We start from the raw sequence: 25,607 nt of genomic DNA, 5'->3' as shown, positions 1-25,607 counted from the left end.
CAATAATGACAGCTAACACAACGCAAAAATGGCTTCTGGCGGCGGGACTGGCCTCCGCCGTTATCGCCACGCCCGCTTTCGCTGCTAAAGATGTCGTCGTAGCGGTGGCCTCAAACTTCACGACGCTCGACCCGTATGATGCGAATGACACGCTGTCGCAGGCGGTGGCGAAGTCGTTCTATCAGGGGTTGTTCGGGCTTGATAAAGACATGAAGCTGCAGAACGTGCTGGCGGAGAGCTATAAGGTCTCTGACGACGGCCTGGTGTACACCATCAAACTGCGTACGGGCGTGAAGTTCCAGGACGGCACCGACTTCAATGCCGATGCGGTAAAAGCTAACCTCGACCGCGCCAGCAATCCGGATAACCACCTCAAGCGCTATAACCTGTATAAAGCCATCGCGAAAACCGAAGCGGTCGATCCTGCGACGGTAAAAATCACCTTAAAACAGCCGTTCTCGGCGTTTATCAATATTCTTGCCCACCCGGCGACGGCGATGATCTCCCCGGCGGCGCTGCAAAAGTACGGCAAAGATATTGGCTTCCACCCGGTGGGCACCGGCCCGTATCAGCTGGATACCTGGAACCAGACCGACTTTGTGAAGGTGAAAAAATTCACTGGTTACTGGCAGGCTGGCCTGCCGAAGCTGGACAGCATTACCTGGCGTCCGGTCGTGGATAACAACACCCGTGCGGCGATGCTGCAAACCGGCGAAGCGCAGTTTGCGTTCCCGATTCCTTACGAGCAGGCCGGCGTGCTGGAGAAAAACAGCAAGCTTGAGCTGGTTGCTTCCCCGTCCATCATGCAGCGCTACATCAGCATGAACGTGACCCAAAAACCGTTTGATAACCCGAAGGTTCGCGAGGCGATCAACTACGCGATTAACCGCCAGGCGCTGGTGAAAGTGGCGTTCTCCGGCTTTGCCACGCCTGCGGAAGGCGTCGTGCCGCCGTCCATCGCCTATTCGGAAAAATTCAAACCCTGGCCTTACGATCCGGCCAAAGCCAAAGCGCTGCTAAAAGAAGCGGGCTTCCCGAACGGCTTTGAAACCACGCTCTGGTCGTCCCATAACCACAGCACCGCGCAGAAAGTACTGCAGTTTACCCAGCAGCAGCTGGCGCAGGTTGGTATCAAGGTGAAAGTGACGGCGATGGACGCCGGGCAGCGTGCGGCAGAAGTGGAAGCCAAAAGCCAGAAAGAGAGCGGCGTGAGAATGTTCTACACCGGCTGGTCGGCCTCAACCGGTGAAGCAGACTGGTCTCTGTCACCGCTGTTTGCTTCCCAAAACTGGCCGCCAACGCTGTTTAACACCGCGTTCTACAGCAATCCTCAGGTGGATAAAGACCTGGCTGAGGCGCTGAAAACCACCAAGCCGGAAGAGAAAGCGAAGCTGTATAAAGACGCGCAGGACATTATCTGGAAAGAGTCACCGTGGGTGCCGCTGGTGGTGGAAAAACTGGTTTCTGCCCACAGCAAAAACCTCACCGGATTCTACGTGATGCCGGATACCGGGTTTAGTTTTGATAATGCGGATCTGAAGTAGCGTGATAATGACCCTCACCCCGGCCCTCTCCCTAAAAGGGAGAGGGGGAAAAGCTAAGTCTGTATTTGTTGCTCCACCTCTTTATCCCCTCTCCCCTTTGGGGAGAGGGTTAGGGTGAGGGGCCGCGATGTTTAACTATTTCCTCAAACGCCTCCTGGGCCTGATCCCCACGCTGTTTATCGTCGCGGTGCTGGTGTTCTTGTTTGTGCACCTGCTGCCCGGCGACCCGGCGCGTCTGATTGCCGGGCCGGAGGCCGATGCCACGGTCATTGAGCTTGTTCGCAAACAGCTCGGGCTGGATCAGCCGCTGTGGCGGCAGTTCCTGCATTACATCACTCACGTGGTGCAGGGGGACTTTGGCACCTCGCTGGTTTCGCGCCGCCCGGTATCCGAAGAGATTGCCAGCCGCTTTATGCCCACGCTGTGGCTGACGCTGACCAGCATGGCCTGGGCGACGCTGTTTGGCCTGGTTACCGGGATAGTGGCCGCCGTCTGGCGCAACCGCTGGCCGGATCGCCTGAGCATGACGATTGCCGTGTCCGGTATTTCCTTCCCGGCCTTCGCGCTGGGAATGCTGCTGATGCAGGTCTTCTCGGTTGAGTTAGGCTGGCTCCCCACGGTGGGGGCAGACAGCTGGCAGCACTACATTTTGCCGTCTATTACCCTTGGTGCGGCGGTGGCTGCGGTGATGGCGAGATTCACCCGCGCATCGTTCGTGGATGTGCTGCATGAAGATTACATGCGTACCGCCAGGGCGAAAGGCGTGAGCGAAACGCTGATCGTGGTGAAACACGGCCTGCGTAACGCCATGATCCCGGTGATCACCATGATGGGGTTACAGTTCGGCTTCCTGCTTGGTGGCTCAATTGTGGTGGAAAAAGTGTTTAACTGGCCGGGATTAGGGCGCCTGCTGGTGGATTCGGTGGAAATGCGCGACTACCCGGTTATTCAGGCGGAAGTCCTGCTGTTTTCGCTGGAGTTTATTGTAATCAACTTAGTGGTGGATCTGCTGTATGCCGCCATTAACCCGGCCATCAGGTACAAATAAGGATGCGACTTTTAAACTGGCGACGCCAGGCCATAGTCAGCGCGATGCCCGCCGTTCGCGCCGGGCAAATCCGAACGCCGTGGAGCGAGTTCTTACGCCGTTTTCGGCAGCAGCCCGTGGCGATGACCGCCGGGCTTTTCGTGCTTTTACTGATAGTAGTAGCGCTGATAGCGCCGTGGATAGCGCCCTTTGATGCGGAAAACTATTTTGATTACGACAGGCTGAACGAAGGGCCGTCGGCATTGCACTGGTTTGGCGTTGATTCGCTGGGGCGCGACATTTTTAGCCGCGTGCTGGTTGGGGCGCAAATCTCACTGGCCGCCGGGGTCTTTTCGGTGCTTATTGGCGCGCTGATCGGCACCTTCTTTGGCCTGCTGGCGGGGTATTACGAAGGCTGGTGGGACCGCATTATCATGCGCATTTGCGATGTCCTGTTCGCCTTCCCCGGCATTCTGCTGGCGATAGCGGTGGTGGCGGTGATGGGCAGCGGCATGACCAACGTGATTATTGCGGTGGCTATTTTCAGTATTCCGGCGTTTGCCCGTCTGGTTCGCGGCAACACCCTGGTGCTGAAACAGCAAACTTTTATTGAGTCTGCTCGTAGTATTGGCGCCCCGGATGCGACTATTATCTTCCGGCATATTCTGCCGGGAACCGTTTCGTCGATCGTGGTTTATTTCACCATGCGTATCGGGACCTCTATTATCTCCGCCGCAAGCCTGTCGTTTCTTGGCCTGGGCGCTCAGCCTCCTACGCCGGAGTGGGGCGCGATGCTGAACGAGGCGAGGGCGGATATGGTCATTGCCCCGCACGTGGCTATTTTCCCGAGTCTCGCCATCTTCTTTACCGTGCTGGCGTTCAACTTATTGGGCGATGGGTTGCGGGACGCGCTGGATCCCAAAATTAAAGGTTAAGCTGCGGCAAAACCTTCATCGCCCTGGAGTAAAAACATGCGAAAAATAACCGGGGCGCTTCTGCTCAGCCCGCTGCTGATTGCCACCTCCTGCCCGGCGGCCAACTGGTCGCTTGGCGCGCAGGGCGGGCTGTATCAAACCCCTTATCAAACCCGCCATGAGCTGCGCTGGGCGCTGCCATACGTCGGCTACGACGGCAAAACCTGGTATCTTGACGGGACCGAGGCGGGCTATAACTTCATCAATACCGATACGCTGCTGCTGCGCGCTAAGGTTTATTACTACGACACGTTGTACCGTGCGGATACCGGGCAAACGCCCGCGCTGCGAGGGTTGAGCAACCGCAACAGCACGATGATGGGCGGCATGACGATGCAATACACCACGCCGGTGGGGGCATTAAGCGCCACGATCGCGGGCGATACTCTGGGCGTCAGCAACGGCGTGGTCGCCAATTCGGCCTATATCGCAATGGTGCAGTGGGGAGATTTCACGCTGGTGCCGGAAGCCGGCATGGACTTTTCTAATGCGCAAAATACGCGTTACTACTACGGCATCTCTGAGAAAGAGTCGGTCAAAACGGGCCTGGCGACATGGCGTCCGCAAAGCAGCATTGTGCCTTACGCACAGCTGGCAATGAACTACGCCTGGACGCCGCTGTGGAACACCTGGGCGCAGTTCACGCAGCGTTTTTACCCGAACACGATTAGTGACAGCCCCATGGTGAATAAGAACAACCTGCGGGAGCTGACGGTGGGGATGAGTTATACGTTTTAGGCGATTGCTCGGTGATTATCTCATCGTTATAAATACCCACGATTATGCAAACCCGGATAAAATTCCGTTCACTTCCAGTACAGTTTCATATGCAGTCACTGCGCCGGTGAAGCGGTAAACCCACCGGCTATGAGAGCCGGGAACAAATCTTCCCCTCACCCCAGCCCTCTCCCAGAGGGAGAGGGGGAAAACAGACGATGGGGAACATTTTTTATTCCCTCTCCCTTCCAGGGAGAGGGTTAGGGTGAGGGTAAAAATAAGAAGCGAGGTACGGTTCCGGCAGGCAAAAAAAATTAAACCACTGAACCCCACAGATCGTACTCATCCGCGTTCTCAACCTTCACGCGGACAACGTCGCCTGGCTTCAGCTTCGTTTCGCCGTTCAGGTAAACCGCGCCGTCGATTTCCGGTGCGTCCGCCATGCTGCGGCCAATAGCCCCTTCTTCGTCTACTTCATCAACCATCACCAGAATCTCGCGGCCCACTTTTTCCTGCAGGCGTTCGGCGGAGATTTTCTGCTGCAGCTGCATAAAGCGGTTCCAGCGCTCTTCTTTCACCTCTTCCGGTACCTGGTCCGGCAGCTCGTTGGCGGTCGCGCCGTCAACCGGGCTGTACTTGAAGCAGCCTACGCGATCCAGTCGTGCTTCTTTCAGGAAATCGAGCAGCATCTCGAAGTCTTCTTCGGTTTCACCCGGGAAGCCAACGATAAAGGTTGAGCGCAGGGTCAGATCCGGGCAGATTTCACGCCATTGCTTGATGCGCTGCAGCTGACGGTCCGCAGAGCCAGGGCGCTTCATCAGCTTCAGAATGCGCGGGCTGGCGTGCTGCAGCGGGATGTCGAGGTACGGCAGGATTTTGCCTTCCGCCATCAGCGGGATCACATCGTCGACGTGTGGGTACGGGTAAACGTAGTGCAGACGAGTCCAGACGCCAAGCTTAGCCAATTGCTCGCACAGGCTAACCATGCTGGTTTTTACCGGCGCGCCGTTCCAGAAACCGGTGCGGTGCTTAACGTCCACGCCGTAGGCTGAGGTATCCTGGGAGATAACCAGCAGCTCTTTCACGCCGGCTTCCACCAGACGTTTTGCCTCCGCCAGTACGTCACCGATTGGACGGCTGTCCAGGTCGCCACGCATGGACGGGATAATGCAGAAGGTGCAGCGATGGTTGCAGCCTTCGGAAATTTTCAGATACGCGTAGTGGCGCGGCGTCAGCTTCACGCCCTGTTCCGGCACCAGGCTCAGGAACGGGTTGTGCTGAGGTTTTGGCACGTAGTGGTGAACATGCTCCAGAACCTGCTCGTAGCTGTGCGGGCCGGTAATTTCCAGCACTTTCGGATGCACTTCACGGATCTGATCCACTTTGGCACCCAGGCAGCCGGTGACAATCACCTTACCGTTTTCGTTCAGCGCTTCGCCGATGGCTTCCAGAGATTCCTGCACGGCGCTGTCGATAAAGCCGCAGGTGTTGACGATAACCATGTCGGCGTCGTCGTAGCTTGGCACCACGTCATAACCTTCGGTGCGCAGTTCAGTCAGGATGCGTTCGGAGTCCACGAGATTTTTCGGGCAGCCGAGGGAGACAAACCCGATACGGGGCTGTTGGGTTACATTGCTCATAGCTTAAAAAGTGTTCAATTATTAGAAAGATTAGGGCAGCGATTCTACAGAGGTTAGTCGGGAATTTGTACTGGAGAATTGCAGCTCGCATTTTGTGCTTTTTTAGCGTCGTCGGCGGACATCCCTTTAACCATCGGCTTTGTGTGAAAGTTATCCAGCCATAAACCCCGTTTTATCACTCCGATTAATCCCATTGCAGATTTTAATTTCTCCTTAAATCAACTACCTGAACATACCACTAAAATTGGTAGGTTTTGTGATAACGATCGTTTTTATTTGATTGATTGATAAAAACGATCAATTATCAGTAAGTTACAAAAATAAGGGAATATAAATGAACATGCAGCATTGGGCGCTGCCGATTTCCACTCTGGATGGGCAACTTTTAGGCGTTGAGCTCGAAACCCGCGTTGAAGTTAACGGCTGTCGGATGTTAATCGCTCACGGAATGAAAGAAACGATTTTCCACCACTCTTTGCGTGAGGCGCAAAGCGACTGGCTCGAGAAAAAAGCCGGCTGGTTTACCGATAACAATCTTTTTTGCGTGGTGAAGGGAGAGCCCGGCTGTCTCGAACACGCGTTGCCGTTTATGAAATTTTTTAGCAACTCTCGTGCAGAGCACCCGTCATCGGGATTTTGGGTTGATGATATGGGCGGCAGAAACAGCAGCGCGCTGCCTCTGTTTACCGAGGGCTGCGAATGCGTTCGCTTCAACAAATCTTTTACCGAGCTGAATATTAGCCGGGCTATTTTCCCCGTGCTGCTGGAAAACGTTCGGCGTCACTGCAAGAAGATAATCGTGCCGGTCTCCTCCCGGCAGTATCACGGCATGCTGAGCAAAGCCGGGGTCTGGGCGGTGCAGGGGCAATATCGACCGGTCCACTTTAGCCACTGCGAGCTTCTACTTTCCCGGCGCTGACGATTAAAACTGTTCCCGGTAACAATTTTCTGCACCGGGTCACAGATTCAGCCATTGAGGATTGTGGCCCCGAATTTTGTTTTATATAACGAACTCACATTAAGGACGTCATCGGGCCAGACCTGAGCGAAACCTGACCAGCAGCATGTTGCATTACGCCGACATGCTGCTGGTCAGGTTTTTTTTTGGCCCGGATATAACAAGACTCGCTGAGTGAAAGGTAAAAAATATGAATATCAAAGCATTAGCTGAAGATGTTTTACGGCTGGTCGGCGGCGAGAGCAACGTCGTCACGGTGGTGCACTGCGCGACCCGGCTACGTTTTTCTCTGCGCGATATCGGGCATGTGGATATCGCGGCGCTTGAACGTCTGGACGGGGTTATCACCACGATGCAGGCTTCCGGGCAATTCCAGGTGGTTATCGGTAACCGGGTCGCGGAGGTTTATCGCCAGATAGGCGAGATTTCGTCTTTGCTGGACGACAGCCGTTCCGAGCGGCAAAGCAGCCAGTCGAGCCGCACCAATATCTTCAGCAAAATGATCGACATTATTTCGTCGATTTTCACCCCGCTGCTGGGGGCGATGGCCGCCTCGGGCGTACTGAAAGGGTTGCTCAGCATCGCGTTAAGCGAAGGCTGGATGAGCAAAACGGAAAGCACCTACATCATTTTAGCGGCGGCGGCAGACAGCCTGTTTTACTTCCTGCCAATCATGCTGGCTATTACCACCGCGCGAAAATTTCAGGGCAATATCTACGTCGCCGTTTCCATTGCCGGGGCGTTAATTTATCCGTCGATTATCGAACTGTTCAACACCAAAGCGGATGTGAGCTTCGCGGGGATCCCCGTGGTGTTGATGAAGTACACCTCGACGGTTATCCCGATTATTCTGGCCGTCTGGGTGATGTGCCAGCTGGAGCGGCTGTTCAATAAGTACATCCATGAAACGGTACGCAGCATCGTGACGCCGTTCCTGCTGCTGGTGATTATGGTGCCGTTGACGCTTATCACCATCGGGCCGATTGGTATTTACACCAGCGAATATGCGGCCAGCTTCTTTGTCATCGTCTTTGGTTTCAACGCTATCCTGGCCGGGGCGCTGATTGCCGCGGTATGGCAGATCCTGGTCATTTTCGGCATGCACTGGGCCTTTACGCCGGTCATCATCAACGACATCACGACTATTGGGCGCAGCACGCTGAAGGCGGCCACCGTGCCTGCCGTCTTCGCCCAGGCGGGGGCGGTGCTGGCTGTCATGCTGAAAACAAAAAATAAGAAAATGAAGGCGCTGGCGGGCAGTACGTTTATTACCGCGCTGTTCGGGATTACTGAACCTGCGGTTTACGGCGTAACGCTCAAGCTGAAAAGACCTTTTGTCTGCGCCGTGATTGCCGCTGCCGTGGGCGGCGGGATCGTGGGCTACTTTAACAGCGCGGCTATCTCAACCGGGATCCCAAGCCTGCTGACGCTGCCTATCTTCTATGGCGAAGGTTTTGGCGGCCTGATTCTGGGCATCTGTGTTTCCTTTGTCCTCGCCGCCGTCCTGACCTGGATAGTCGGTTTTGAGGATATTCCTGAAGATGAGCAGCAGGTTAGCGACGCTGCAATAAAACCCACCCTTACGCAGGCGCCAGCCGTCAACGCAGAGCAGATTACTGCGCCTATGAGCGGGGAAATTGTTCCGCTCGAACAGGTTAACGATAAGGTCTTTTCGAGCGGCGTTGTGGGCGACGGGCTGGCGATACGCCCGGACGGTAATCAGGTCTTCTCGCCCGTGGATGGCACCATCTCGGCCACCTTTGACTCCGGTCATGCGCTGCAAATTCTCTCCAGCAGCGGCGCGGAGGTACTGATTCACGTTGGGCTCGATACCGTTCAGCTCAACGGGGAGCACTACCGCATTCACGTTCGCGAAAGCCAGCAGGTCAAACGCGGCGATCTGCTGCTCGAATTCGATCGCGAAGCCATAGAAAAGGCGGGCTACGACACCATTACGCCGGTCATCGTTGCCAACGCCGACAGCTATCACCAGCTGCAAAAACAGACGCAATCGCAGGCGCGGGTCGGCGAAATGCTTCTCTCTTTATCCTGAGCCATTAAGGAGCTACCTATGAGATATCGCGAACTAAAACCTTTCCCACAAGGCTTCCTGTGGGGGGCATCAACGTCTGCTTATCAGGTTGAAGGTGCCTGGAACGAGGACGGAAAGGGGCTGTCGGTCATTGATGCACGTGAAAGCTACCCGGATGGGACTACGGATTTTAAGGTCGCCAGCGATCACTATCATCGCTACCGTGAGGATATCGCGCTTTTCGCCAGGCTGGGGTTCAAAACCTATCGCTTCTCGATTGCCTGGACGCGCATTATTCCCGACGGCAACGGTGAAGTTAACGCGGCCGGTATCGCCTTTTATCACAAGGTGATCGATGAGCTTCGGCTGCATAATATTGAGCCGATTGTCACGATGTACCACTTTGATTTGCCCCAGGCGTTACAGGCAAAAGGCGGCTGGTATAACCGCGCCAGCGTCGATGCTTTTGCCCGCTATGCCAACGTCCTGTTCGATGAATTTGGCGACAAGGTAAAGTACTGGCTGACCATCAATGAACAGAACTTAATGATTTTGCAGGGCGAGGCGCTGGGTACGCTGGATCCAAAGCTTTCGACGCAGGCGGACAAAAAGAAGAATCTTTATCAGCAAAACCATCACATGATGGTGGCCCAGGCGATGGCGATGCGTGACCTGCACACCAAATACCCTCATTCGAAGATTGGTCCCGCGCCGAATATTGCGGTGATTTACCCGGCCACCAGTAAGCCGGAAGATGTTCAGGCCGCCTTTAACTACAATGCCATTCGCAACTGGCTGTACCTGGATATGGCGGCGAGAGGGGAATACAACACGCTGGCCTGGCGCTATATGGAAGAGAAAGGGTATACCCCGGAGATGATGCCCGGCGATACCGAGGTGCTGAAGCGCGGTCGTCCCGATTTTATCGCTTTTAATTACTACACCACTCAGGCCGTAGAAGCGAGCCGCGGTGACGGCAATGACGAAGTGGTGCGCGGGGGGAATAAGCTCCTGAAGTCGGGAGAGGACGGCGTCCACCGCGGGGCAGCGAATCCACATTTGCCCCGTACCCAGTTCGGCACTGAGATTGACCCGGTAGGGTTCCGCAATACGCTGCGTGAAATCTGGGATCGCTACCATTTGCCGTTGCTGATTACGGAAAACGGGCTGGGGGCATTTGATAAGCTTGATGAAAATGAGGAAGTTCAGGACGACTACCGTATCGATTATCTGCGGCTGCACATTGAACAGATGCAGCTGGCGATAACCGACGGCGTGAAGGTCTTTGGCTATACGCCCTGGTCGGCGCTTGATCTTATCTCCACGCATCAGGGATGTTCAAAACGTTACGGTCTAATCTATGTGAATCGCGATGAGTTTGACCTGAAAGATTTGCGGCGTATCCCGAAGAAAAGCGCAGGCTGGTACTCCGAGGTGATGAAAAATAACGGTTTATCGGACTGACCGGACATGGGCGGCAGCGCTGCAAAGCGGCCGCCCTGAATTGATAACCAGCGAGGTTACGGTGATTACCGTTCTAAAAGTTTTGAGCAATAACGCCGTTATTGCCTTAGATGCTAAACACGGTGAAATTGTGGCGCTGGGGCGGGGCATTGGCTTTGGCAAACGGGAAGGCGATCCGCTTCCAACCGAAGGCATTGAGAGCCAGTTCGTCAAGCAAAGCGGCGGGGTCAACGCGCTGTTAAGCGAACTGGTCAGCTCCATTCCACTGGAATGCCTGTTGATTACGCAAACGGTGCTGCAGCTGGCGCAGCAGCGACTCGCCATTGACGTGCAGGAGTCGCTAATTTTTGCGCTTAGCGATCACATAAACTTCGCCGTCCAGCGCCACAGAAAGGGCCACGCAATCAAGAATATGTTGCTGTGGGACATCAAAAAATTCTATGCGCCCGAGTTTGCTCTGGCGCAGGAGGCGGTCGAGTTAATTAACCGCAGGCTGGAGGTCGACCTGCCGGAGGATGAAGCCGGATTTATTGCTTTACACCTGGCCAATGCCAAAGTGAACGATATGCAAAGTACCCTGCAAAGCGCCACGATAATCAAAGATATTCTGTCGATCGTTAAATACGAACTCAAAATAAAATATGACGAAAACTCGGTTAATTACCAGAGAATGATTACCCATCTTAAGTTTTTCACCCTGCGGATGATGAACAAAAGCCCCGTCAATCATAAAGATAAAAGCCTCTATGACGGGATCAAAGAAGCGATGACCCAGTCCTGGCACTGCGCGCTGAAGATCAATGACTATCTCAGTAAGAACTACGCCTGCCCGCTGACGCTGGATGAAACCATGTTTTTAACGATTCATATCAACCGGCTGCGCGAGTAGGCGAGGGGCAAATGTAAAATGAGCGGGCGCAAAGATGGCCCGGCGTACATCTCGGTAGACGCGGCGAAGCTTAAAGCCTGACCAAACCGATCGCGGGGAGCCCATCATGCTCCCCGTTTTTAATGTTATGTAAAAGCGAGCGTCCCATTTTCCCCGGCGGCTACCCTTAACGGATAGCCAAAACCAGGAGATTGTCATGACGCCGTTCCCGCTCCGTACGCTTATTGCCGCCACGCTGCTTTTCTCATCCTCTTATACTCTCGCCGCAGAAACCAAAGTCGACGTGCTGCAAACCAACCTGCCTCATCCGTGGGCGCTGGACTTTCTGCCCGATAACCAGGGCATGCTGATTACCCTTCGCGGCGGGGAGCTGCATCGCTGGCAGCAGGGGAAAGGGTTATCCGTGCCGATTAGCGGCGTGCCTGTGGTTTGGGCTCACGGGCAGGGCGGTTTGCTTGACGTGGCGCTTGCGCCTGATTTCGCCAGCAGCCGCCGCGTGTGGCTGAGCTTTGCCGAAGGCGGTAGCGACAATAAAGCCGGTACCGCCGTGGGATACGGCACTCTGAGTCAGGACATGAAGCGGCTGGAGAACTTTAAAGTTGTGTTCCGCCAGGCGCCAAAACTCTCCACCGGAAATCACTTCGGCGGGCGGATGGCGTTCGACGGGAAAGGTCACCTCTTTATCGCCCTCGGTGAAAACAACGCACGCGCCACCGCGCAGGATCTCGATAAGCTGCAGGGCAAAGTCGTGCGCCTTAATGCCGACGGCTCTGTGCCGCAGGACAACCCGTTTGTGGGCAAGCAGGGCGTCCGGCCGGAAATCTGGTCTTACGGTCACCGCAACCCACAGGGGTTAGCGATTAACCCGGCCAACGGTGAGCTGTGGTTAAACGAGCACGGGCCGCGAGGCGGGGACGAAATCAATATCCCGGCCGCCGGGAAAAACTACGGCTGGCCGCTCGCCACGTGGGGCATTAATTACAGCGGGCTTAAAATTCCTGAAGCGAAGGGTGGGAAGGTCGAAGGCACTGAACAGCCGGCGCATTACTGGAAAGTTTCCCCGGCAATAAGCGGGATGGCGTTTTATCAGGCCGATACGTTCCCGCAGTGGAAAGGCAAGCTGTTTATCGGCGCGCTGAAAGAAAAGAACCTGATTGAGCTGACGCTGAACGGCGACAAGGTGACGGGCGAGCAGCGGCTGCTGGACGATCGTAATAAGCGCATCCGCGACGTGCGCGTCGGCCCGGACGGCTATTTGTACGTCCTGACCGACGAGTCTGACGGCGAGTTGCTGAAACTCAGCCCGTCAGCTTAGCGGGATCATAATGACTTTCTGGAACGCCGGGCGCTGGGTCAGTTGCTGATACCAGCGCTGGAGGTTTGGCACCGCATCCCACGGAATATCAAGGTTGAGCAGGCTATAAATTTGCGGGCCGAAGGCAATATCTGCGGTGCTGAATGCGTCTCCGCCGAGCCACGGCTGTTTTGCCAGCCCGGCATCGGCAATGGCAAACAGCTTGTTACAGGCGACGATGCCACGCTCAATTTGTTCCTGGCTCCGCTGTTCAGGCGGCAGACGTACCATATTGAAGAAGACGTCGCGGTAAGGGCCGGACACTGCCGTGGCAGACCAGTCCATCCATTTTTCCCCTTTGGCGCGATCGGCGGGGGCGTTCACCCACAGCGAGTCACGGCCATACTCTGCGGCCAGGTAACGCACAATGGTATTGGACTCCCAAAGCGTCAGCCCGTGCGCGTCATCATGAATACACGGCACCAGCCCGTTCGGGTTCATCGCCAGGTATTCTGCGTCGTGCGTCAGGCCAAATTTTCCGCCTGCGGGAACGGAACGGTATGGCAAGTTCAGCTCTTCCAGACACCACAGCACTTTTTTGACATTGGTGGAATTATCTCTGCCCCAAACGGTAATCATGATGGTTCCTTTTTTTGCAGGTGGACATCGAGTATGCCCGGCTCCGGTCACGAAAACACCACTGTTTCTCAACCAAAGCTAAAAAAATCAGCGTGACGGCGGCAACTCGTGCAGATATCGAATAAACTTAAAAAACTTTACCAACTCTATGTTTCTTTAAGTGGATTCGTGCGTTATTACTCACACCCTGACATACGGGTGGCGGTGCGCACCGTGAATTTTTTAAGAATGGATACTCAGGTGGTTTTATGAAGAGCTTGCAAATGCCTGCAACACTACGTGGTTTAGTCGCAGGGACAACCCTGCTGCTGATAGCGGCTCCTGCGCTGAGCGCTGAGCAGACCGCAGATGCTCCCCAGGTCGATGCAAAAGCCTGGATTTTGATGGATTACGCCAGTGGGAAAGTGCTGGCGGAAGGAAATGCCGACGACAAGCTCGATCCGGCAAGTCTGACCAAGCTGATGACCAGCTACGTGGTGGGCCAGGCGCTAAAAGCAGGCAAAATTCACCTGACGGATATGGTCACCATCGGGAAAGATGCCTGGGCTACCGGCAACCCGGTGCTGCGCGGCTCTTCGCTGATGTTCCTGAAGCCGGGCGATAAAGTCTCGGTGGAAGACCTGAACAAGGGCGTTATCATTCAGTCCGGGAACGACGCCAGCATTGCCATTGCCGACTATGTGGCGGGCAGCCAGGATTCGTTCGTCAGCCTGATGAACAACTATGCGCAGAAACTCAACCTCACCAACACCACCTTTAAAACCGTGCACGGCCTGGATGCGCCGGGCCAGTTCAGTACCGCTCGCGATATGGCGCTGCTGGGACGTGCGCTGGTTCATGACGTGCCGGACGAGTACGCGGTTCACAAAGAAAAAGAGTTCACCTTCAACAATATCAAGCAGCCGAACCGCAACCGCCTGCTGTGGAGCTCGAATCTTAACGTCGACGGCATGAAAACCGGCACCACTGAAGGGGCGGGCTATAACCTGGTCGCTTCGGCAACGTCCGGCGATATGCGCCTGGTGTCCGTAGTGCTGGGTACCAAAACCGACCGTATCCGTTTTAACGAAAGTGAAAAGCTGCTGACCTGGGGCTTCCGCTTCTTCGAAACCGTGACGCCGATTAAGCCGGATGCCACCTTCGTGACCCAGCGCGTCTGGTTTGGCGATAAGAGCGAGGTTAATCTTGGCGCGGGGGAAGGCGGCTCGGTGACCATTCCTCGTGGCCAGCTGAAAAACCTCAAGGCAAGCTTTACGCTGAACGAGCCGCAGCTGACCGCTCCGCTGAAAAAGGGCCAGGCTGTAGGCACCATCGACTTCCAGCTTAACGGCAAATCGATTGAACAGCGTCCGCTGCTGGTGATGGAGCCGGTAGAAGAGGGCGGTTTCTTCAGCCGCATGTGGGACTTCGTGCTGATGAAATTCCACGGCTGGTTCGGGAGCTGGTTCTCTTAAGCGCTACCACTTCAGCGTCAGGTTTTCCGCCGCGGCGAAGTCAATAAACTCCGCGGCGGGAGGCCGGTTGCTGATAATCGTTTCAAACGCCGTCAGCGGCCCCATGCAGGCGGCGCGTACCTTGCCAAACTTGGTATCATCCACCACCAGAATATTCCGCTGGGCCATGCTCAAAGCCCAATGCTTCACTGGCAGCTCATCAAGATTAAAACAGGTCGCGCCGTGGCGCAGATGCACCCCTGCCGCCGATAAGAACGCAATATCCGGGCAGATATTCCCCAGACACTCCTGAAAGTTGATCGGCTTGAAAATCGCATTGCTGGCGTGAAACTCGCCGCCGCTTAAAATCACCCGGCAGTTGGGCTTATCCTGCAGCGCCAGAAAGGTGTTGAGGGAATAACACAGGCCGGTAAACGGCAGCTCATCGTCAAGGGCGTCGATAATATAAGGCGTGGTGGTGCCGCAGTCGAAGAACACGGTTTGATGCGGCTCAACGTGCTGCGCGGCAAGTCTTGCGGCGTGGCGCTTTTCTTCAACCTGACGCGTTTTTTCATCGCTCAGCAGATAGTGGCTGGCCCCCGCGCTGCGAGGCTCCAGCATCACATAGCCGCCCAGCAGAACGACCTGGCCCGGCTCGCTGTTAAGGTCGCGGCGGATGGTCATTTCTGACACGCCAAGCAGCTGCGAGGCTTCTTTTAGATGAATTTTATCGCTGCGCTTCAGCGCCTGTAGCAGGCGGTTAATGCGCTCGTCACGGCGGGTTTCCATAGGCCTTCTGCGTTTTTATCCCCTCGCCCCGGTGGGGAAAGGGGCAGGAGGAAATTAAGTTAACGCATCTTACCTGTGGAAAAACGCTTAGTCACGCACCCAGCCTTTGCGGATAGGCAGTGAGAAGCAGTAGCGATAAATCTGATGCAGGCGCTGGTGGATTTGCGGCCCGCGCAGGTTCCAGACAATCTGCGACAGCAGGCAGGCGCTCATGCCGACCAGCAGGCCGCCCAGCATATCCAGCGGCCAATGCACACCAAGGTAAACGCGGGACCAGGCAATCGCGCAGCCGATGGCAAACAACACCACGCCGGACCAGATGCGATGCCAGCACAGGAACGCCAGCGCAAAGGTGAAAATTACCGTGCCGTGGTCGCTCGGGAAGGAATCATCCGGCGCGTGGTGCAGGAAGTTGTAGCCAAGCCCGACAACGAAAGGCCGGGGATGCGGGAACAGGTGCCCGATGACCCACGAGAGCGCCACGCTAATCACCAGCGCCATCCCCGTTTTGATAACCACCTGACGTTGAGCGGACATCTGTTTGCGCTGGCCCCACAGCCAGAGCACGACGATCAGCAGCGGGACGATGCTGATCAGATCGCGAGCGAAGAATATTGCCAGCTTAACCATCCACTCCGGTGAAGACGGCGTGGCATTAATGAGCAAAAAAAGATTCTGGTTGAGCGTTTCCATCATAACTTGTCCTGTTCCTTAACTAACCAGGTGGAAATCGCGCCGTAAAGCGCCACCTGGGTTACCCATACCCACCAACCTGCCCACAGGTTGTGGCTGAAAAAGTGCGCGCCGCGCATCACCTGGCCGTATCCCATGCTCAAGCCAAGAAACAAGCCAAAGCCGAGGAAAAACCACGCCAGGCGCGGGCGTTCACGGTAAAACAAGAAAAACAGCGCCATCACGCCAAAGCCGCTGGAAGCATGGCCGCCGGGGAAGCATCTTCCCGGCCCGCTGTCTGCCGGTGCGGCCCCGAACAGTGGGTAAGATGCCGCATTGCCGCCGTACTCCATCAGGCTCCACGGGCACGAATGGTGGCTAAACCCTTTCAGGATGCCGACCGTTAATGCACCCAGCCCGATAAGCAGCGCCACCACGACCAGCCGAGGCTGACGGCGCCAGAGCCCCCACAGCAGCGCGATAACGCCGCCAGCAATCACTAAATCCTTCAACAGGCGGTGGTTCAGCAGATCCAACAGCCGGTCGTTTTGCAGCGGAAAGCTACGGCTTGCGGCGTCAAACCAGTAGCCGGTCAGCCAGCGGTCGAGCCCTTCATCCCGCGAAAGCCAGCTAAAAACGACAGCCAGTATTATCAGGATGCAAAGCTGGAAAAGATAGAAGCGGGGTGGCAGTCGGTAAAGCAGTTTTGTCTTATTTACCGTTGGTTTAGGAAAACTTGTCATCATGTAAATGGCGAATACCGTACTGACCTTAATATAATGGCAGCAGAATATTCATCGCAGATTAAGAAATCCTTAATAGAATTGAGTTATCATGGGCGCGCATTTACAGCCCGTGCTATTTGTCAGCCTTTGACTACCGCTGGCACGGGCAATTGAATACACTCTGCGCGTTTCTTTATCTTCTGAGTTCCTAATGCAAAATAATACGATAGCTAACAAATCGTTAGGCCGTCAGGCGTTGCTGTTCCCGCTCTGCCTGGTGCTCTACGAATTCTCAACTTATATCGGCAATGACATGATCCAGCCGGGGATGCTGGCCGTCGTGGACCAGTTCCAGGCGGGCGTGGAATGGGTACCGACCTCGATGACGGCTTACCTGGCCGGCGGCATGTTCCTGCAGTGGCTGCTCGGGCCGCTGTCTGACCGTATTGGCCGCCGTCCGGTGATGCTGACCGGCGTGGTCTGGTTTATTGTCACCTGCCTTGCCACGCTGCTGGCGCAGGATATTCAGCAGTTCACCTTCCTGCGCTTCCTGCAGGGCGTCAGCCTGTGCTTTATCGGCGCGGTGGGTTACGCCGCTATTCAGGAATCGTTCGAAGAGTCGGTTTGTATCAAGATAACGGCGCTGATGGCGAACGTGGCGCTGATAGCGCCTCTGCTGGGGCCGCTGGTGGGCGCGGCGTGGATACACGTTGCTCCCTGGGAAACAATGTTCATCCTGTTTGCACTGCTGGCCGCTATCTCTTTCTTCGGGCTGCACAAGGCCATGCCGGAAACTGCAACGCGCCTCGGCGAGAAGCTTTCTCTGAAAGAGCTTGGGCATGACTATAAGCTGGTGCTGAAAAACCTGCGGTTTGTCTCGGGTGCGCTGGCGACGGGCTTTGTGAGCCTGCCGCTGCTGGCGTGGATTGCCCAGTCGCCGGTGATTATCATCAGCGGGGAAAATCTCAGCACCTATGAATACGGCCTGCTGCAGGTGCCTATCTTTGGCGCGCTGATCCTCGGTAACCTGGTGCTGGCGAAGCTTACGTCCCGCCGCAGCGTGCGAAGCCTGATTATTATGGGCGGCTGGTGGATTGTACCCGGCCTGATTGTGGCCGCGGTGGCAACGGTGGTTTCTTCCCACGCTTATCTGTGGATGACCGCGGGCCTGAGTCTTTATGCCTTCGGTATCGGCCTGGCGAACGCCGGCCTGGTGCGCCTGACGCTGTTTGCCAGCGACATGAGTAAAGGTACGGTGTCGGCGGCGATGGGGATGCTACAGATGCTTATCTTTACGGTCGGTATTGAGCTGAGCAAGCATATTTATCAGTTCGGCGGCAACGGGCTGTTCAGCCTGTTTAACCTGCTGGGCGGCGTGCTCTGGCTTGGCTTAATGGTGGTGTTCCTGAAGGATAAAACCGTCGGGCAGGCGCGAGACGCCTGATTTTACCCTCACCCTAACCCTCTCCCTAAAAGGGCGAGGGGATAAAGGCAAGGTAGTTCGATTGCTTTGCATCCTCTGCCTAAAAGGGCAGGGATAAAGACAGGCAGTTAAATTGTTTTGCACCCTCTCCCCTGTGGGGAGAGGGTCGGGGTGAGGGGCTTACTTAACCGCCATGCCCGGCTGGGCACCGCTGTCCGGGCTCAGCAGGAAGATATCTTTCCCGCCAGGACCTGCGGCCATCACCATCCCTTCAGAGACACCAAAGCGCATCTTACGTGGGGCGAGGTTGGCCACCATCACGGTCAGGCGACCTTCCAGCTTCGACGGGTCAGGATAAGCGGTACGAATACCAGAGAAGACGTTGCGTTTCTCGCCCCCGAGGTCAAGCGTCAGGCGCAGCAGCTTGTCGGAGCCTTCTACGAATTCCGCTTTCTCAATCAGCGCGATGCGCATATCCACCTTCGCGAAGTCATCAAAGGTGATGGTCTCCTGAATCGGATCGTCCGCCAGCGGGCCGGTTACCGGCGTGGAATTCAGCGCCTTCACTTCTTCTTTAGACGCTTCTACCAGCGCTTCCACCTGTTTGGTTTCAATACGGTTATACAGCGCCTTGAAGCTGCTCACTTTGTGGTTCAGCAGCGGCGTGGCGATGCTGTCCCAGCTCAGTTCGGCGTTCAGGAACGCTTCTGCACGTTCAGTCAGCGACGGCAGAACCGGCTTCAGGTAGGTCATCAGCACGCGGAACAGGTTGATGCCCATGGAGCAGATAGCCTGCAGGTCAGCATCGCGGCCTTCCTGTTTAGCCACAACCCACGGAGCCTGTTCGTCCACGTAGCGGTTAGCGATATCCGCCAGCGCCATGATCTCGCGAACGGCACGGCCAAACTCACGGCTATTCCATGCTTCACCGATGCTTTCTGCCGCGTCGGTAAAGGTTTTGTACAACTCGGCATCGGCAATCTCTGCCGCCAGCATGCCGTCAAAACGTTTGGCGATGAAGCCGGCGTTACGGGAGGCAAGGTTCACCACTTTGTTGACGATGTCGCTGTTCACGCGCTGCACGAAGTCTTCCAGGTTAAGGTCGATATCGTCGATGCGGGAAGAAAGTTTCGCGGTGTAGTAGTAGCGCAAGCTGTCGGCATCAAAGTGATTCAGCCAGGTGCTGGCTTTGATGAAGGTACCGCGAGACTTGGACATCTTCGCGCCGTTTACCGTCACGTAGCCGTGCACAAACAGGTTGGTCGGCTTGCGGAAGTTGCTGCCTTCCAGCATGGCTGGCCAGAACAGGCTGTGGAAGTAAACGATGTCTTTGCCGATGAAGTGGTACAGCTCGGTGCTGGAATCTTTCTTCCAGTATTCGTCGAAGCTGGTGGTGTCGCCGCGCTTATCGCACAGGTTCTTAAAGGAGCCCATGTAGCCGATCGGCGCATCCAGCCAGACGTAGAAATATTTTCCCGGTGCGTTCGGGATTTCGAAGCCGAAGTAAGGCGCATCGCGGGAGATATCCCACTGCTGCAGGCCGGACTCGAACCACTCCTGCATCTTGTTAGCCACCTGCTCCTGCAGCGCGCCGCTGCGGGTCCACGCCTGCAGCATTTCGCTGAAGGACGGCAGGTCGAAGAAGAAGTGCTCGGAATCACGCATTTCTGGCGTCGCGCCGGACACCACGGATTTCGGATCGATAAGTTCGGTTGGGCTGTAGGTTGAGCCGCACACTTCGCAGTTATCGCCGTACTGATCCGGGGCTTTACATTTCGGGCAGGTGCCTTTGACAAAACGGTCCGGCAGGAACATGCCTTTTTCCGGATCGTAGAGCTGAGAAATAGTGCGGTTCTTGATAAAACCGTTCTCTTTCAGGCGGCCATAAATCAGCTCCGACAGCTCGCGGTTCTCGTCGCTGTGCGTGGAGTGGTAGTTGTCATAGCTGATGTTAAAGCCTGCAAAATCAGTCTGATGCTCCTGACTCATTTCGGTAATCATCTGCTCCGGGGTAATTCCCAGTTGCTGAGCTTTCAGCATGATAGGCGTGCCGTGGGCGTCGTCTGCGCAGATGAAGTTAACCTCGTTGCCGCGCATTCGTTGGTAACGGACCCAGACATCAGCCTGAATATGCTCCAGCATGTGACCGAGGTGGATTGAGCCGTTTGCGTACGGCAGGGCGCACGTTACCAATATTTTTTTCGCGGGTTGAGTCATAGTGGGAATTGCATCTTCTGATTTAAAAAAGGGGATTCGATATTACCGGATTGGCAATTGTTTAGTAACCCCAAAGCCCGCAATAACCGCACATGAATAGGCGGCGCGGTTTCTGGTATGCTTAGCGGATTGCAATGTCCGATAAAAACATAAGGAGTCGGGATGAATTCGCAATCCCCGTCCAGCAAGTCCCCGGAACAGCTACGCGCGATGGTCGCCGGGACCCTGGCCAATTTTCAGCACCCTACCTTGAAGCACAATCTCACCGCGTTGAAGGCGCTGCACCATGTGGCGATGCTTGATGACACGCTGCACGTCGAGCTGCAGATGCCGTTCGCCTGGCAAAGCGGGTTTGACGCCCTGAAAGAGACCTGCAGTTCAGACCTGCTGCGGATCACCGGCGCGAAAGCGGTGGACTGGAAGCTGCATCACCACATTGCCACGCTTAAGCGGGTTAAGAACCAGCCCGGCGTTAACGGCGTAAAAAATATCATTGCCGTTAGCTCCGGCAAAGGCGGCGTGGGGAAATCGACCACTGCGGTAAACGTGGCGCTGGCTTTGGCGGCTGAAGGGGCCAAAGTCGGTATTCTCGATGCCGATATTTATGGCCCGTCTATCCCAACCATGCTGGGCGCTGAGCACGAACGCCCAACGTCCCCGGACGGCAAGCACATGGCGCCGATCGTGGCGCATGGCCTGGCGACCAACTCGATTGGTTATCTCGTCACCGACGAAAACGCCATGGTCTGGCGCGGCCCGATGGCCAGCAAGGCTTTGATGCAGATGCTGCAGGAAACCCTGTGGCCTGACCTGGATTACCTGGTCATCGATATGCCGCCGGGCACCGGTGATATCCAGCTGACGCTGGCGCAGAATATCCCGGTTACCGGGGCGATGGTGGTCACCACGCCGCAGGACATCGCGCTGATTGACGCCCGCAAAGGGATCGTGATGTTCGAGAAAGTTGAGGTGCCGGTCGTGGGCATTGTAGAGAATATGAGCATTCATATTTGCAGCAACTGCGGCCATCAGGAGCCTATCTTCGGCACGGGCGGCGCTGAGAAGCTGGCGCAGCAGTATCACACGACTTTGCTGGGCCAGCTGCCGCTGCACATTACGCTGCGTGAAGACCTGGATGCCGGTAAGCCGACGGTCATCAACCGCCCGGAAAGCGACATCACCACGCTGTACCGTGAGCTGGCCGGCCGCGTGGCCGCTCAGCTTTACTGGAACGGGGAAGTGATCCCGAGCGAGATCGCCTTCAGAGCGGTGTGAAAATTTAGACGCAGCTCCATTCTTGTTTTCCCCCTCTCCCTTTAGGAGAGGGCCCATTCTTGCTTTCCCCCTCTCCCTCTGGGAGAGGGCCGGGGTGAGGGGGAGAGATTATTTTCAGGAGATGAGGGGCTACTTCAGCACATAATGCAGTAAATAATACTCGCCGTCGGGCCCGTCTCCCGGCGCTTCTATATGCCAGCCGTTACGCCGATAAAACTCAATCGCGTGTTCATTTTTCGCCAGGCACTTTAACGATCCCGTGCCGGTAAATTCACTCTGCACTTTCTCCAGCAGTGCCTTGCCCGCACCCGTCCCCTGAGATTCCGGGCTGACGAACAGGTTATGCAAAAAGTTGTCCTGTACCCAGACGGAAGCGAAGCCAATGCGGTGCCCGTTTTCTTCGGCTACCCAGATGCGTTCATCCTGAGTGGAACTGTCAAAGTCTTCAAGCTGCCAGGCGCTGCTGTCCAGCCAGGGCCAGGCTTTTCGGCGGGCGTGGAGATAAAGGGTACGTAGGAAGGGACGGTCAGATTCTTGCCAAAGTCGTAGTATCAAATGGTTGCCTTTTATGAGGAAAATTCGCCCATCGAGTCTACCCTTAAGCCTGAGCGTTGCCAATAAACGGCCGCCAATGACGGGACAAGCGGATAAATCCGCCTGGTTTATGTTACAACGCGGTCGCTTCTCTATATACTGCCCGCTTTTGGACCCTGAGATTGCCCCATGTTGAATAATGACGTACTGCTAAGCGTTCGCTATATGCTGAACCTGAATAACGATGGAATCGTTAAGATCCTTGCCCTGACCGGCACCGACGTCCCCGCTGAACAAATCGTTCCGTGGCTGAAGAAAGAGGACGAAGAGGGCTTCAAAGCCTGCCCGGATCTGATCATGGCAAACTTTCTCAACGGTCTGATCTACTTCAAACGCGGCAAAGATGAAAGCAAACCGGAGCCGAAGCTTGAGCGTCGGATGACCAACAACATTATCCTGAAAAAGCTGCGTATCGCTTTTGAGCTGAAGTCCGACGACGTGCTGGAGATCCTGACCGCCCAGCAGTTCCGCATCTCTATGCCGGAAATTACCGCCATGATGCGTAACCCGGATCATAAAAACTACCGCGAGTGCGGCGATCAGTTCCTGCGCTACTTCCTGCGCGGCCTGACCCAGCGTCTGAAGCCTGCGAAAGCGGAATAAGACGATGCGCGGGTGAGGCTCTCTCACCCGCCAGATAAAAGCCTTGATGCGTTACTTTTCTGTCGGAATAATTTCCCCGTGAGCCCGGTGTTTACCGGTCCAGCTGACGGAAGGACTGCCGTCAGGCATCACCGCAATGGATAACACCACGCCCTGACCATGCGCCTCATAGAAGTTATCGTTGACCTTCTTCAACACCATCTGCTTGCCGTTGAGAAAGACCGGCCCCCCGTTATCGATATGCACATCCCCCGGCGCACCGTGCCCGTTGAACAGCGGCAGGGCGGCGTTTGCCAGGCCGCTGACCAGGCCCAGCGGCAGAATCAACTTTTTCAGCTTGCTCATCAGTCATTCACTCATCTGTCTTATTAGTAATTAATTTCATCGCGGAATAATACAATTTCTATTATTCGCGAACAGATATCTTGCGCTTTCGGCGGAGCGCCACCTTGACGTGAATCAACCAGGTCAATGTCGGCAGATGAATTTTTTTGCACGATCGATGATGGCAGCTGAAGTCCAAAGGGGATAACTGCCGTTACCCCCAATTCTACCGCGCTGGGCTTAGTTCAGGTGGGCACGAAGCTCGCCTGCGGCCTGGGCAAGAGCGGTGCGCACGGTCGGCTCTTCGCTAATTGCGTTCAGCAGGCCGTAATCGTGGATCATGCCATTATAGCGGGTGACGGTCACCGGTACGCCTGCGGCGTCAAGCTTGCGACCAAAGGCTTCGCCTTCATCGCGCAGTACGTCGAGTTCCGCCGTCTGAATCAAGGTTGGCGGCAGGCCTTTCAGCTGCTCGCGGCTGGCTTGCAGCGGAGAGGCGAGAATATTGCGGCGATCGCTCTCTTTCGTGGTGTAGCTATCCCAGAACCATTTCATCATGTTTTTACTCAGGAAATAGCCGTTTGAGAACTGGTTATAGGAGCCGGTATCAAAGCGAGCATCGGTCACCGGCCACAGCATAACCTGGTAGCGAATCGCCGGGGTATGCTGGGCTTTGGCCTGTAGCGCTACGGCGGCAACCATATTCCCGCCCACGCTGTTCCCGGCCAGCGCCAGGCGGCTGCCGTCTACGCCAATTTCGCTGCCGTGTTCGGCAACCCAGCGGGTGGCTTCATAGGCCTGATTGATGGCAACAGGGAAATGCGCTTCCGGCGACGGGGTGTAGTTCACGAACACCGCCGCCGCGCCTGACTCAGAGACTAAATCACGCACCAGGCGCTCGTGGGTCTGGAAGTCGCCCAGCACCCAGCCGCCGCCGTGGAAGAACATAAATACCGGCAGCGTGCCGCTGGCGTTTTCCGGCTTAACGATGGTCAGCGTCAGGGGTTTTCCGCCAACGGTAATTGTCTTTTCAGAGACCTCGGCGGCGGGCAGTTTGGCCCCTTTCTGGGCGCCGATCAGTACCTGACGCGCGGCCTGCGGGGTGAGCTGCTCGATGGGTTTACCGCCACCGCTGTTTAAAACGGAGAGGAATTTACTCACGCCAACCGTCGGGGCAGGCGCATCGGCGGCGAAAGCAGAGGTAAGGCTTGAGGCGGTTAAACCCATGGCTATCAGTAATGAGCGTGACATATTATCTCCTTTGCGATTGTATCGCGCGCTATTTAATTGGGGCTGAAGCGCCGTAATGTGGCGCTGACTGCGGATGAATTTAAATAGTGCGCTATGTTATTGCAAGCTATTTAATTCCGGTAGCACGAAGGAGAATGTTTAGTAATTGATTATTAACATGAAATATTTATGTCAGTACAGCGTGGCCTCGCGCATCATCTCGATAAGCCTTCTCAGGCCAGGATGAAGCTGCCTGCGGCTCGGGTAATACATCACCATCGGCTCGTCTTCACAGACCCATTCCGGGATAACCTGCACCAGCTGGCCGCTTTCCAGCAGAGGGCGAACTCGTACGTCCAGGCAATACGCCAGGCCAAAGCCGTTTAAAGCGGTGTCGATGATCATTTCACTTTCGTTAAGAATCAGCGAACCGGGCACATCCAGCGCCAGCGCCTCTTTGCCCCGGTTAAGCTCCCACTTGTAAAGCGTGCCGTTGCCGAGCCGCATGCGGATGCACTGATGCCCAAAGAGATCGTTCGGGTGAGACAGGGGCAGGTGAGCGCTATTTTTCAAATACTCGGGCGAGGCGACAACAATCCACCGGAGCTTGCGCGTCACCGGCATGGCAATCATATCTTTGGGGACGCTCTCGCCGTAGCGAATCCCGGCGTCATAGCCGCTGCCGATAATATCGACCAGAGTGTTGTCGACGGTTATTTCCATCTGAAGCCGTGGATACAGGGACATAAATTTCGCCAGCACCGGGGCAAACAGCAGCTGCGCGGCGTCTCGCGGAATATTAATTCGCAGCCGCCCGACCGGGGATTCACGGTAATGATCGAGCTCATCGAGCGCCATGCGGATATGGGAAAAACCGGTTTCCAGGTGGCCAAGCAGGGCTTCGCCGGCGTCGGTTGGCACCACGGAACGGCTGGTGCGGTTGAGCAGGCGAACCCCGAGTCGTTCTTCCAGCCCGCGCATGGTATGGCTCAGCGCCGAGGTGGAAACGCCCAGCTCGGAGGCCGCCAGGCGGAAGCTTTTGCGGCGGCAAATAGTTAAAAAAACGTTGAGATCGGCAAGCTCGCCGCGGACCGGAGCAGGCATAAAAGTGGCCTTCGTCATCAAGGGTTCGTTGAAATTAATT

Annotated in this window: 23 protein-coding genes; 13 read left to right on the top strand and 10 right to left on the bottom strand. The window is 55.8% G+C overall.

Going from position 1 to position 25,607, the window contains the following annotated elements:
• Positions 1 to 5 precede the first annotated feature (5 nt).
• The 4 genes from gsiB to ACE38U_RS02735 all read left to right on the top strand — a co-directional run bounded on the left by gsiB (position 6) and on the right by ACE38U_RS02735 (position 4,283).
• Positions 6 to 1,544: a glutathione ABC transporter substrate-binding protein GsiB gene (gsiB, locus tag ACE38U_RS02750; protein ID WP_038481142.1), complete on the top strand. Its 1,539-nt coding sequence runs from the start codon at positions 6 to 8 to the stop codon at positions 1,542 to 1,544.
• A 127-nt stretch (positions 1,545 to 1,671) separates the two neighbouring features.
• Positions 1,672 to 2,592 carry a glutathione ABC transporter permease GsiC gene (gene gsiC, locus ACE38U_RS02745; RefSeq protein WP_166872389.1) on the top strand — a complete coding sequence of 307 codons (921 nt, stop codon included), beginning with the start codon at positions 1,672 to 1,674 and terminating at the stop codon, positions 2,590 to 2,592.
• A gap of 2 nt (positions 2,593 to 2,594) precedes the next feature.
• Positions 2,595 to 3,506: a glutathione ABC transporter permease GsiD gene (gene gsiD, locus ACE38U_RS02740; protein ID WP_038481146.1), complete on the top strand. Its 912-nt coding sequence runs from the start codon at positions 2,595 to 2,597 to the stop codon at positions 3,504 to 3,506.
• 36 nt (positions 3,507 to 3,542) lie between these two features.
• A complete protein-coding gene (locus ACE38U_RS02735; protein ID WP_375529116.1) occupies positions 3,543 to 4,283 on the top strand; it encodes a MipA/OmpV family protein in 741 nt (246 codons plus the stop codon).
• Between the two features lie 293 nt (positions 4,284 to 4,576).
• Here the strand turns inward: ACE38U_RS02735 and rimO are convergent, their stop codons facing one another.
• Positions 4,577 to 5,902 (bottom strand): 30S ribosomal protein S12 methylthiotransferase RimO, encoded by a 1,326-nt coding sequence (gene rimO, locus ACE38U_RS02730; protein ID WP_038481148.1) that lies wholly within the window; start codon positions 5,900 to 5,902, stop codon positions 4,577 to 4,579.
• A 334-nt stretch (positions 5,903 to 6,236) separates the two neighbouring features.
• On the opposite strand from rimO, the gene ACE38U_RS02725 reads away from it, so the two are divergent.
• The 5 genes from ACE38U_RS02725 to ACE38U_RS02705 all read left to right on the top strand — a co-directional run bounded on the left by ACE38U_RS02725 (position 6,237) and on the right by ACE38U_RS02705 (position 12,560).
• Positions 6,237 to 6,821 carry a hypothetical protein gene (locus tag ACE38U_RS02725; RefSeq protein WP_176981645.1) on the top strand — a complete coding sequence of 195 codons (585 nt, stop codon included), beginning with the start codon at positions 6,237 to 6,239 and terminating at the stop codon, positions 6,819 to 6,821.
• Between the two features lie 229 nt (positions 6,822 to 7,050).
• On the top strand, positions 7,051 to 8,913 hold the full coding sequence (locus ACE38U_RS02720) for a beta-glucoside-specific PTS transporter subunit IIABC (RefSeq protein WP_038481149.1): 1,863 nt from the start codon (positions 7,051 to 7,053) through the stop codon (positions 8,911 to 8,913).
• Between the two features lie 18 nt (positions 8,914 to 8,931).
• The gene (locus ACE38U_RS02715) at positions 8,932 to 10,356 is read left to right on the top strand and encodes a glycoside hydrolase family 1 protein (protein WP_375529115.1); all 1,425 of its coding nucleotides are present in this window, start codon (positions 8,932 to 8,934) and stop codon (positions 10,354 to 10,356) included.
• 64 nt (positions 10,357 to 10,420) lie between these two features.
• Positions 10,421 to 11,245 (top strand): BglG family transcription antiterminator LicT, encoded by an 825-nt coding sequence (gene licT, locus ACE38U_RS02710; protein WP_375529136.1) that lies wholly within the window; start codon positions 10,421 to 10,423, stop codon positions 11,243 to 11,245.
• 196 nt (positions 11,246 to 11,441) lie between these two features.
• Entirely contained in the window at positions 11,442 to 12,560 is a 1,119-nt protein-coding gene (locus tag ACE38U_RS02705; RefSeq protein WP_375529114.1) for a PQQ-dependent sugar dehydrogenase, read from the top strand.
• Here ACE38U_RS02705 and ACE38U_RS02700 read toward each other — a convergent pair.
• Positions 12,552 to 13,178, bottom strand: a complete 627-nt coding sequence (locus ACE38U_RS02700) for a glutathione S-transferase family protein (RefSeq protein WP_038481152.1) — start codon at positions 13,176 to 13,178, stop codon at positions 12,552 to 12,554. The genes ACE38U_RS02705 and ACE38U_RS02700 overlap by 9 nt on opposite strands.
• A gap of 248 nt (positions 13,179 to 13,426) precedes the next feature.
• Here ACE38U_RS02700 and dacC point away from each other — a divergent pair, with 248 nt between their 5' ends.
• Positions 13,427 to 14,632: a serine-type D-Ala-D-Ala carboxypeptidase gene (gene dacC / locus ACE38U_RS02695; protein WP_038481153.1), complete on the top strand. Its 1,206-nt coding sequence runs from the start codon at positions 13,427 to 13,429 to the stop codon at positions 14,630 to 14,632.
• Between the two features lie 3 nt (positions 14,633 to 14,635).
• Here dacC and deoR read toward each other — a convergent pair whose 3' ends face one another.
• The 3 genes from deoR to ACE38U_RS02680 all read right to left on the bottom strand — a co-directional run bounded on the left by deoR (position 14,636) and on the right by ACE38U_RS02680 (position 16,815).
• Positions 14,636 to 15,400, bottom strand: a complete 765-nt coding sequence (gene deoR / locus ACE38U_RS02690; RefSeq protein WP_038481154.1) for a DNA-binding transcriptional repressor DeoR — start codon at positions 15,398 to 15,400, stop codon at positions 14,636 to 14,638.
• 87 nt (positions 15,401 to 15,487) lie between these two features.
• Positions 15,488 to 16,096 (bottom strand): undecaprenyl-diphosphate phosphatase, encoded by a 609-nt coding sequence (gene ybjG, locus ACE38U_RS02685; protein ID WP_038481155.1) that lies wholly within the window; start codon positions 16,094 to 16,096, stop codon positions 15,488 to 15,490.
• Complete coding sequence (locus ACE38U_RS02680; RefSeq protein ID WP_375529135.1) at positions 16,093 to 16,815, bottom strand: phosphatase PAP2 family protein; 723 nt, start codon at positions 16,813 to 16,815, stop codon at positions 16,093 to 16,095. Before ACE38U_RS02680 ends, ybjG begins: the two co-directional genes overlap by 4 nt.
• A 193-nt stretch (positions 16,816 to 17,008) precedes the next feature.
• Here ACE38U_RS02680 and ACE38U_RS02675 point away from each other — a divergent pair, with 193 nt between their 5' ends.
• On the top strand, positions 17,009 to 18,241 hold the full coding sequence (locus ACE38U_RS02675) for an MFS transporter (protein ID WP_038481156.1): 1,233 nt from the start codon (positions 17,009 to 17,011) through the stop codon (positions 18,239 to 18,241).
• A gap of 159 nt (positions 18,242 to 18,400) precedes the next feature.
• Here the strand turns inward: ACE38U_RS02675 and metG are convergent, their stop codons facing one another.
• The gene (gene metG / locus ACE38U_RS02670; RefSeq protein WP_375529113.1) at positions 18,401 to 20,437 is read right to left on the bottom strand and encodes a methionine--tRNA ligase; all 2,037 of its coding nucleotides are present in this window, start codon (positions 20,435 to 20,437) and stop codon (positions 18,401 to 18,403) included.
• Between the two features lie 162 nt (positions 20,438 to 20,599).
• Between metG and apbC the strand changes: the two genes are divergently transcribed.
• Positions 20,600 to 21,712: an iron-sulfur cluster carrier protein ApbC gene (gene apbC, locus ACE38U_RS02665; protein WP_038481160.1), complete on the top strand. Its 1,113-nt coding sequence runs from the start codon at positions 20,600 to 20,602 to the stop codon at positions 21,710 to 21,712.
• Positions 21,713 to 21,841: 129 nt separating this feature from the next.
• Here the strand turns inward: apbC and ACE38U_RS02660 are convergent, their stop codons facing one another.
• The gene (locus ACE38U_RS02660; RefSeq protein WP_081948202.1) at positions 21,842 to 22,267 is read right to left on the bottom strand and encodes a GNAT family N-acetyltransferase; all 426 of its coding nucleotides are present in this window, start codon (positions 22,265 to 22,267) and stop codon (positions 21,842 to 21,844) included.
• Between the two features lie 168 nt (positions 22,268 to 22,435).
• On the opposite strand from ACE38U_RS02660, the gene ACE38U_RS02655 reads away from it, so the two are divergent.
• Complete coding sequence (locus ACE38U_RS02655; protein ID WP_008455188.1) at positions 22,436 to 22,909, top strand: YehS family protein; 474 nt, start codon at positions 22,436 to 22,438, stop codon at positions 22,907 to 22,909.
• 51 nt (positions 22,910 to 22,960) lie between these two features.
• On the opposite strand, the gene ACE38U_RS02650 is transcribed toward ACE38U_RS02655, so the two are convergent.
• From ACE38U_RS02650 to ACE38U_RS02640, 3 genes are all read right to left on the bottom strand, one after another.
• On the bottom strand, positions 22,961 to 23,254 hold the full coding sequence (locus ACE38U_RS02650) for a hypothetical protein (protein ID WP_235212887.1): 294 nt from the start codon (positions 23,252 to 23,254) through the stop codon (positions 22,961 to 22,963).
• A 219-nt stretch (positions 23,255 to 23,473) separates the two neighbouring features.
• A complete protein-coding gene (locus ACE38U_RS02645; RefSeq protein WP_038481161.1) occupies positions 23,474 to 24,484 on the bottom strand; it encodes an alpha/beta hydrolase in 1,011 nt (336 codons plus the stop codon).
• Positions 24,485 to 24,655: 171 nt separating this feature from the next.
• Entirely contained in the window at positions 24,656 to 25,585 is a 930-nt protein-coding gene (locus tag ACE38U_RS02640; RefSeq protein WP_144244069.1) for a LysR family transcriptional regulator, read from the bottom strand.
• Positions 25,586 to 25,607 lie beyond the last annotated feature (22 nt).

The sequence above is a fragment of the Cedecea selenatireducens genome (genome assembly GCF_042138895.1).
Taxonomy (GTDB): Bacteria; Pseudomonadota; Gammaproteobacteria; order Enterobacterales; family Enterobacteriaceae; genus Cedecea; species Cedecea selenatireducens.
Note: the sequence above shows the minus strand (reverse complement) of the source record. Positions and strands in the feature narration are given on the sequence as shown.

Excerpts from the sequence above, each read along its gene's own strand:
- gsiD (WP_038481146.1), top strand. The coding sequence starts at position 2,595 with ATGCGACTTTTAAACTGGCGACGCCAGGCCATAGTCAGCGCGATGCCC.
- dacC (WP_038481153.1), top strand. The coding sequence starts at position 13,427 with ATGAAGAGCTTGCAAATGCCTGCAACACTACGTGGTTTAGTCGCAGGG.
- ACE38U_RS02715 (WP_375529115.1), top strand. The coding sequence starts at position 8,932 with ATGAGATATCGCGAACTAAAACCTTTCCCACAAGGCTTCCTGTGGGGG.
- gsiB (WP_038481142.1), top strand. The coding sequence starts at position 6 with ATGACAGCTAACACAACGCAAAAATGGCTTCTGGCGGCGGGACTGGCC.
- apbC (WP_038481160.1), top strand. The coding sequence starts at position 20,600 with ATGAATTCGCAATCCCCGTCCAGCAAGTCCCCGGAACAGCTACGCGCG.
- ACE38U_RS02725 (WP_176981645.1), top strand. The coding sequence starts at position 6,237 with ATGAACATGCAGCATTGGGCGCTGCCGATTTCCACTCTGGATGGGCAA.
- gsiC (WP_166872389.1), top strand. The coding sequence starts at position 1,672 with ATGTTTAACTATTTCCTCAAACGCCTCCTGGGCCTGATCCCCACGCTG.
- ACE38U_RS02680 (WP_375529135.1), bottom strand. The coding sequence starts at position 16,815 with ATGACAAGTTTTCCTAAACCAACGGTAAATAAGACAAAACTGCTTTAC.
- ACE38U_RS02655 (WP_008455188.1), top strand. The coding sequence starts at position 22,436 with ATGTTGAATAATGACGTACTGCTAAGCGTTCGCTATATGCTGAACCTG.
- rimO (WP_038481148.1), bottom strand. The coding sequence starts at position 5,902 with ATGAGCAATGTAACCCAACAGCCCCGTATCGGGTTTGTCTCCCTCGGC.
- metG (WP_375529113.1), bottom strand. The coding sequence starts at position 20,437 with ATGACTCAACCCGCGAAAAAAATATTGGTAACGTGCGCCCTGCCGTAC.
- ybjG (WP_038481155.1), bottom strand. The coding sequence starts at position 16,096 with ATGATGGAAACGCTCAACCAGAATCTTTTTTTGCTCATTAATGCCACG.
- ACE38U_RS02645 (WP_038481161.1), bottom strand. The coding sequence starts at position 24,484 with ATGTCACGCTCATTACTGATAGCCATGGGTTTAACCGCCTCAAGCCTT.
- deoR (WP_038481154.1), bottom strand. The coding sequence starts at position 15,400 with ATGGAAACCCGCCGTGACGAGCGCATTAACCGCCTGCTACAGGCGCTG.
- ACE38U_RS02735 (WP_375529116.1), top strand. The coding sequence starts at position 3,543 with ATGCGAAAAATAACCGGGGCGCTTCTGCTCAGCCCGCTGCTGATTGCC.
- ACE38U_RS02705 (WP_375529114.1), top strand. The coding sequence starts at position 11,442 with ATGACGCCGTTCCCGCTCCGTACGCTTATTGCCGCCACGCTGCTTTTC.
- ACE38U_RS02650 (WP_235212887.1), bottom strand. The coding sequence starts at position 23,254 with ATGAGCAAGCTGAAAAAGTTGATTCTGCCGCTGGGCCTGGTCAGCGGC.
- ACE38U_RS02720 (WP_038481149.1), top strand. The coding sequence starts at position 7,051 with ATGAATATCAAAGCATTAGCTGAAGATGTTTTACGGCTGGTCGGCGGC.
- ACE38U_RS02640 (WP_144244069.1), bottom strand. The coding sequence starts at position 25,585 with ATGACGAAGGCCACTTTTATGCCTGCTCCGGTCCGCGGCGAGCTTGCC.
- ACE38U_RS02700 (WP_038481152.1), bottom strand. The coding sequence starts at position 13,178 with ATGATTACCGTTTGGGGCAGAGATAATTCCACCAATGTCAAAAAAGTG.
- ACE38U_RS02675 (WP_038481156.1), top strand. The coding sequence starts at position 17,009 with ATGCAAAATAATACGATAGCTAACAAATCGTTAGGCCGTCAGGCGTTG.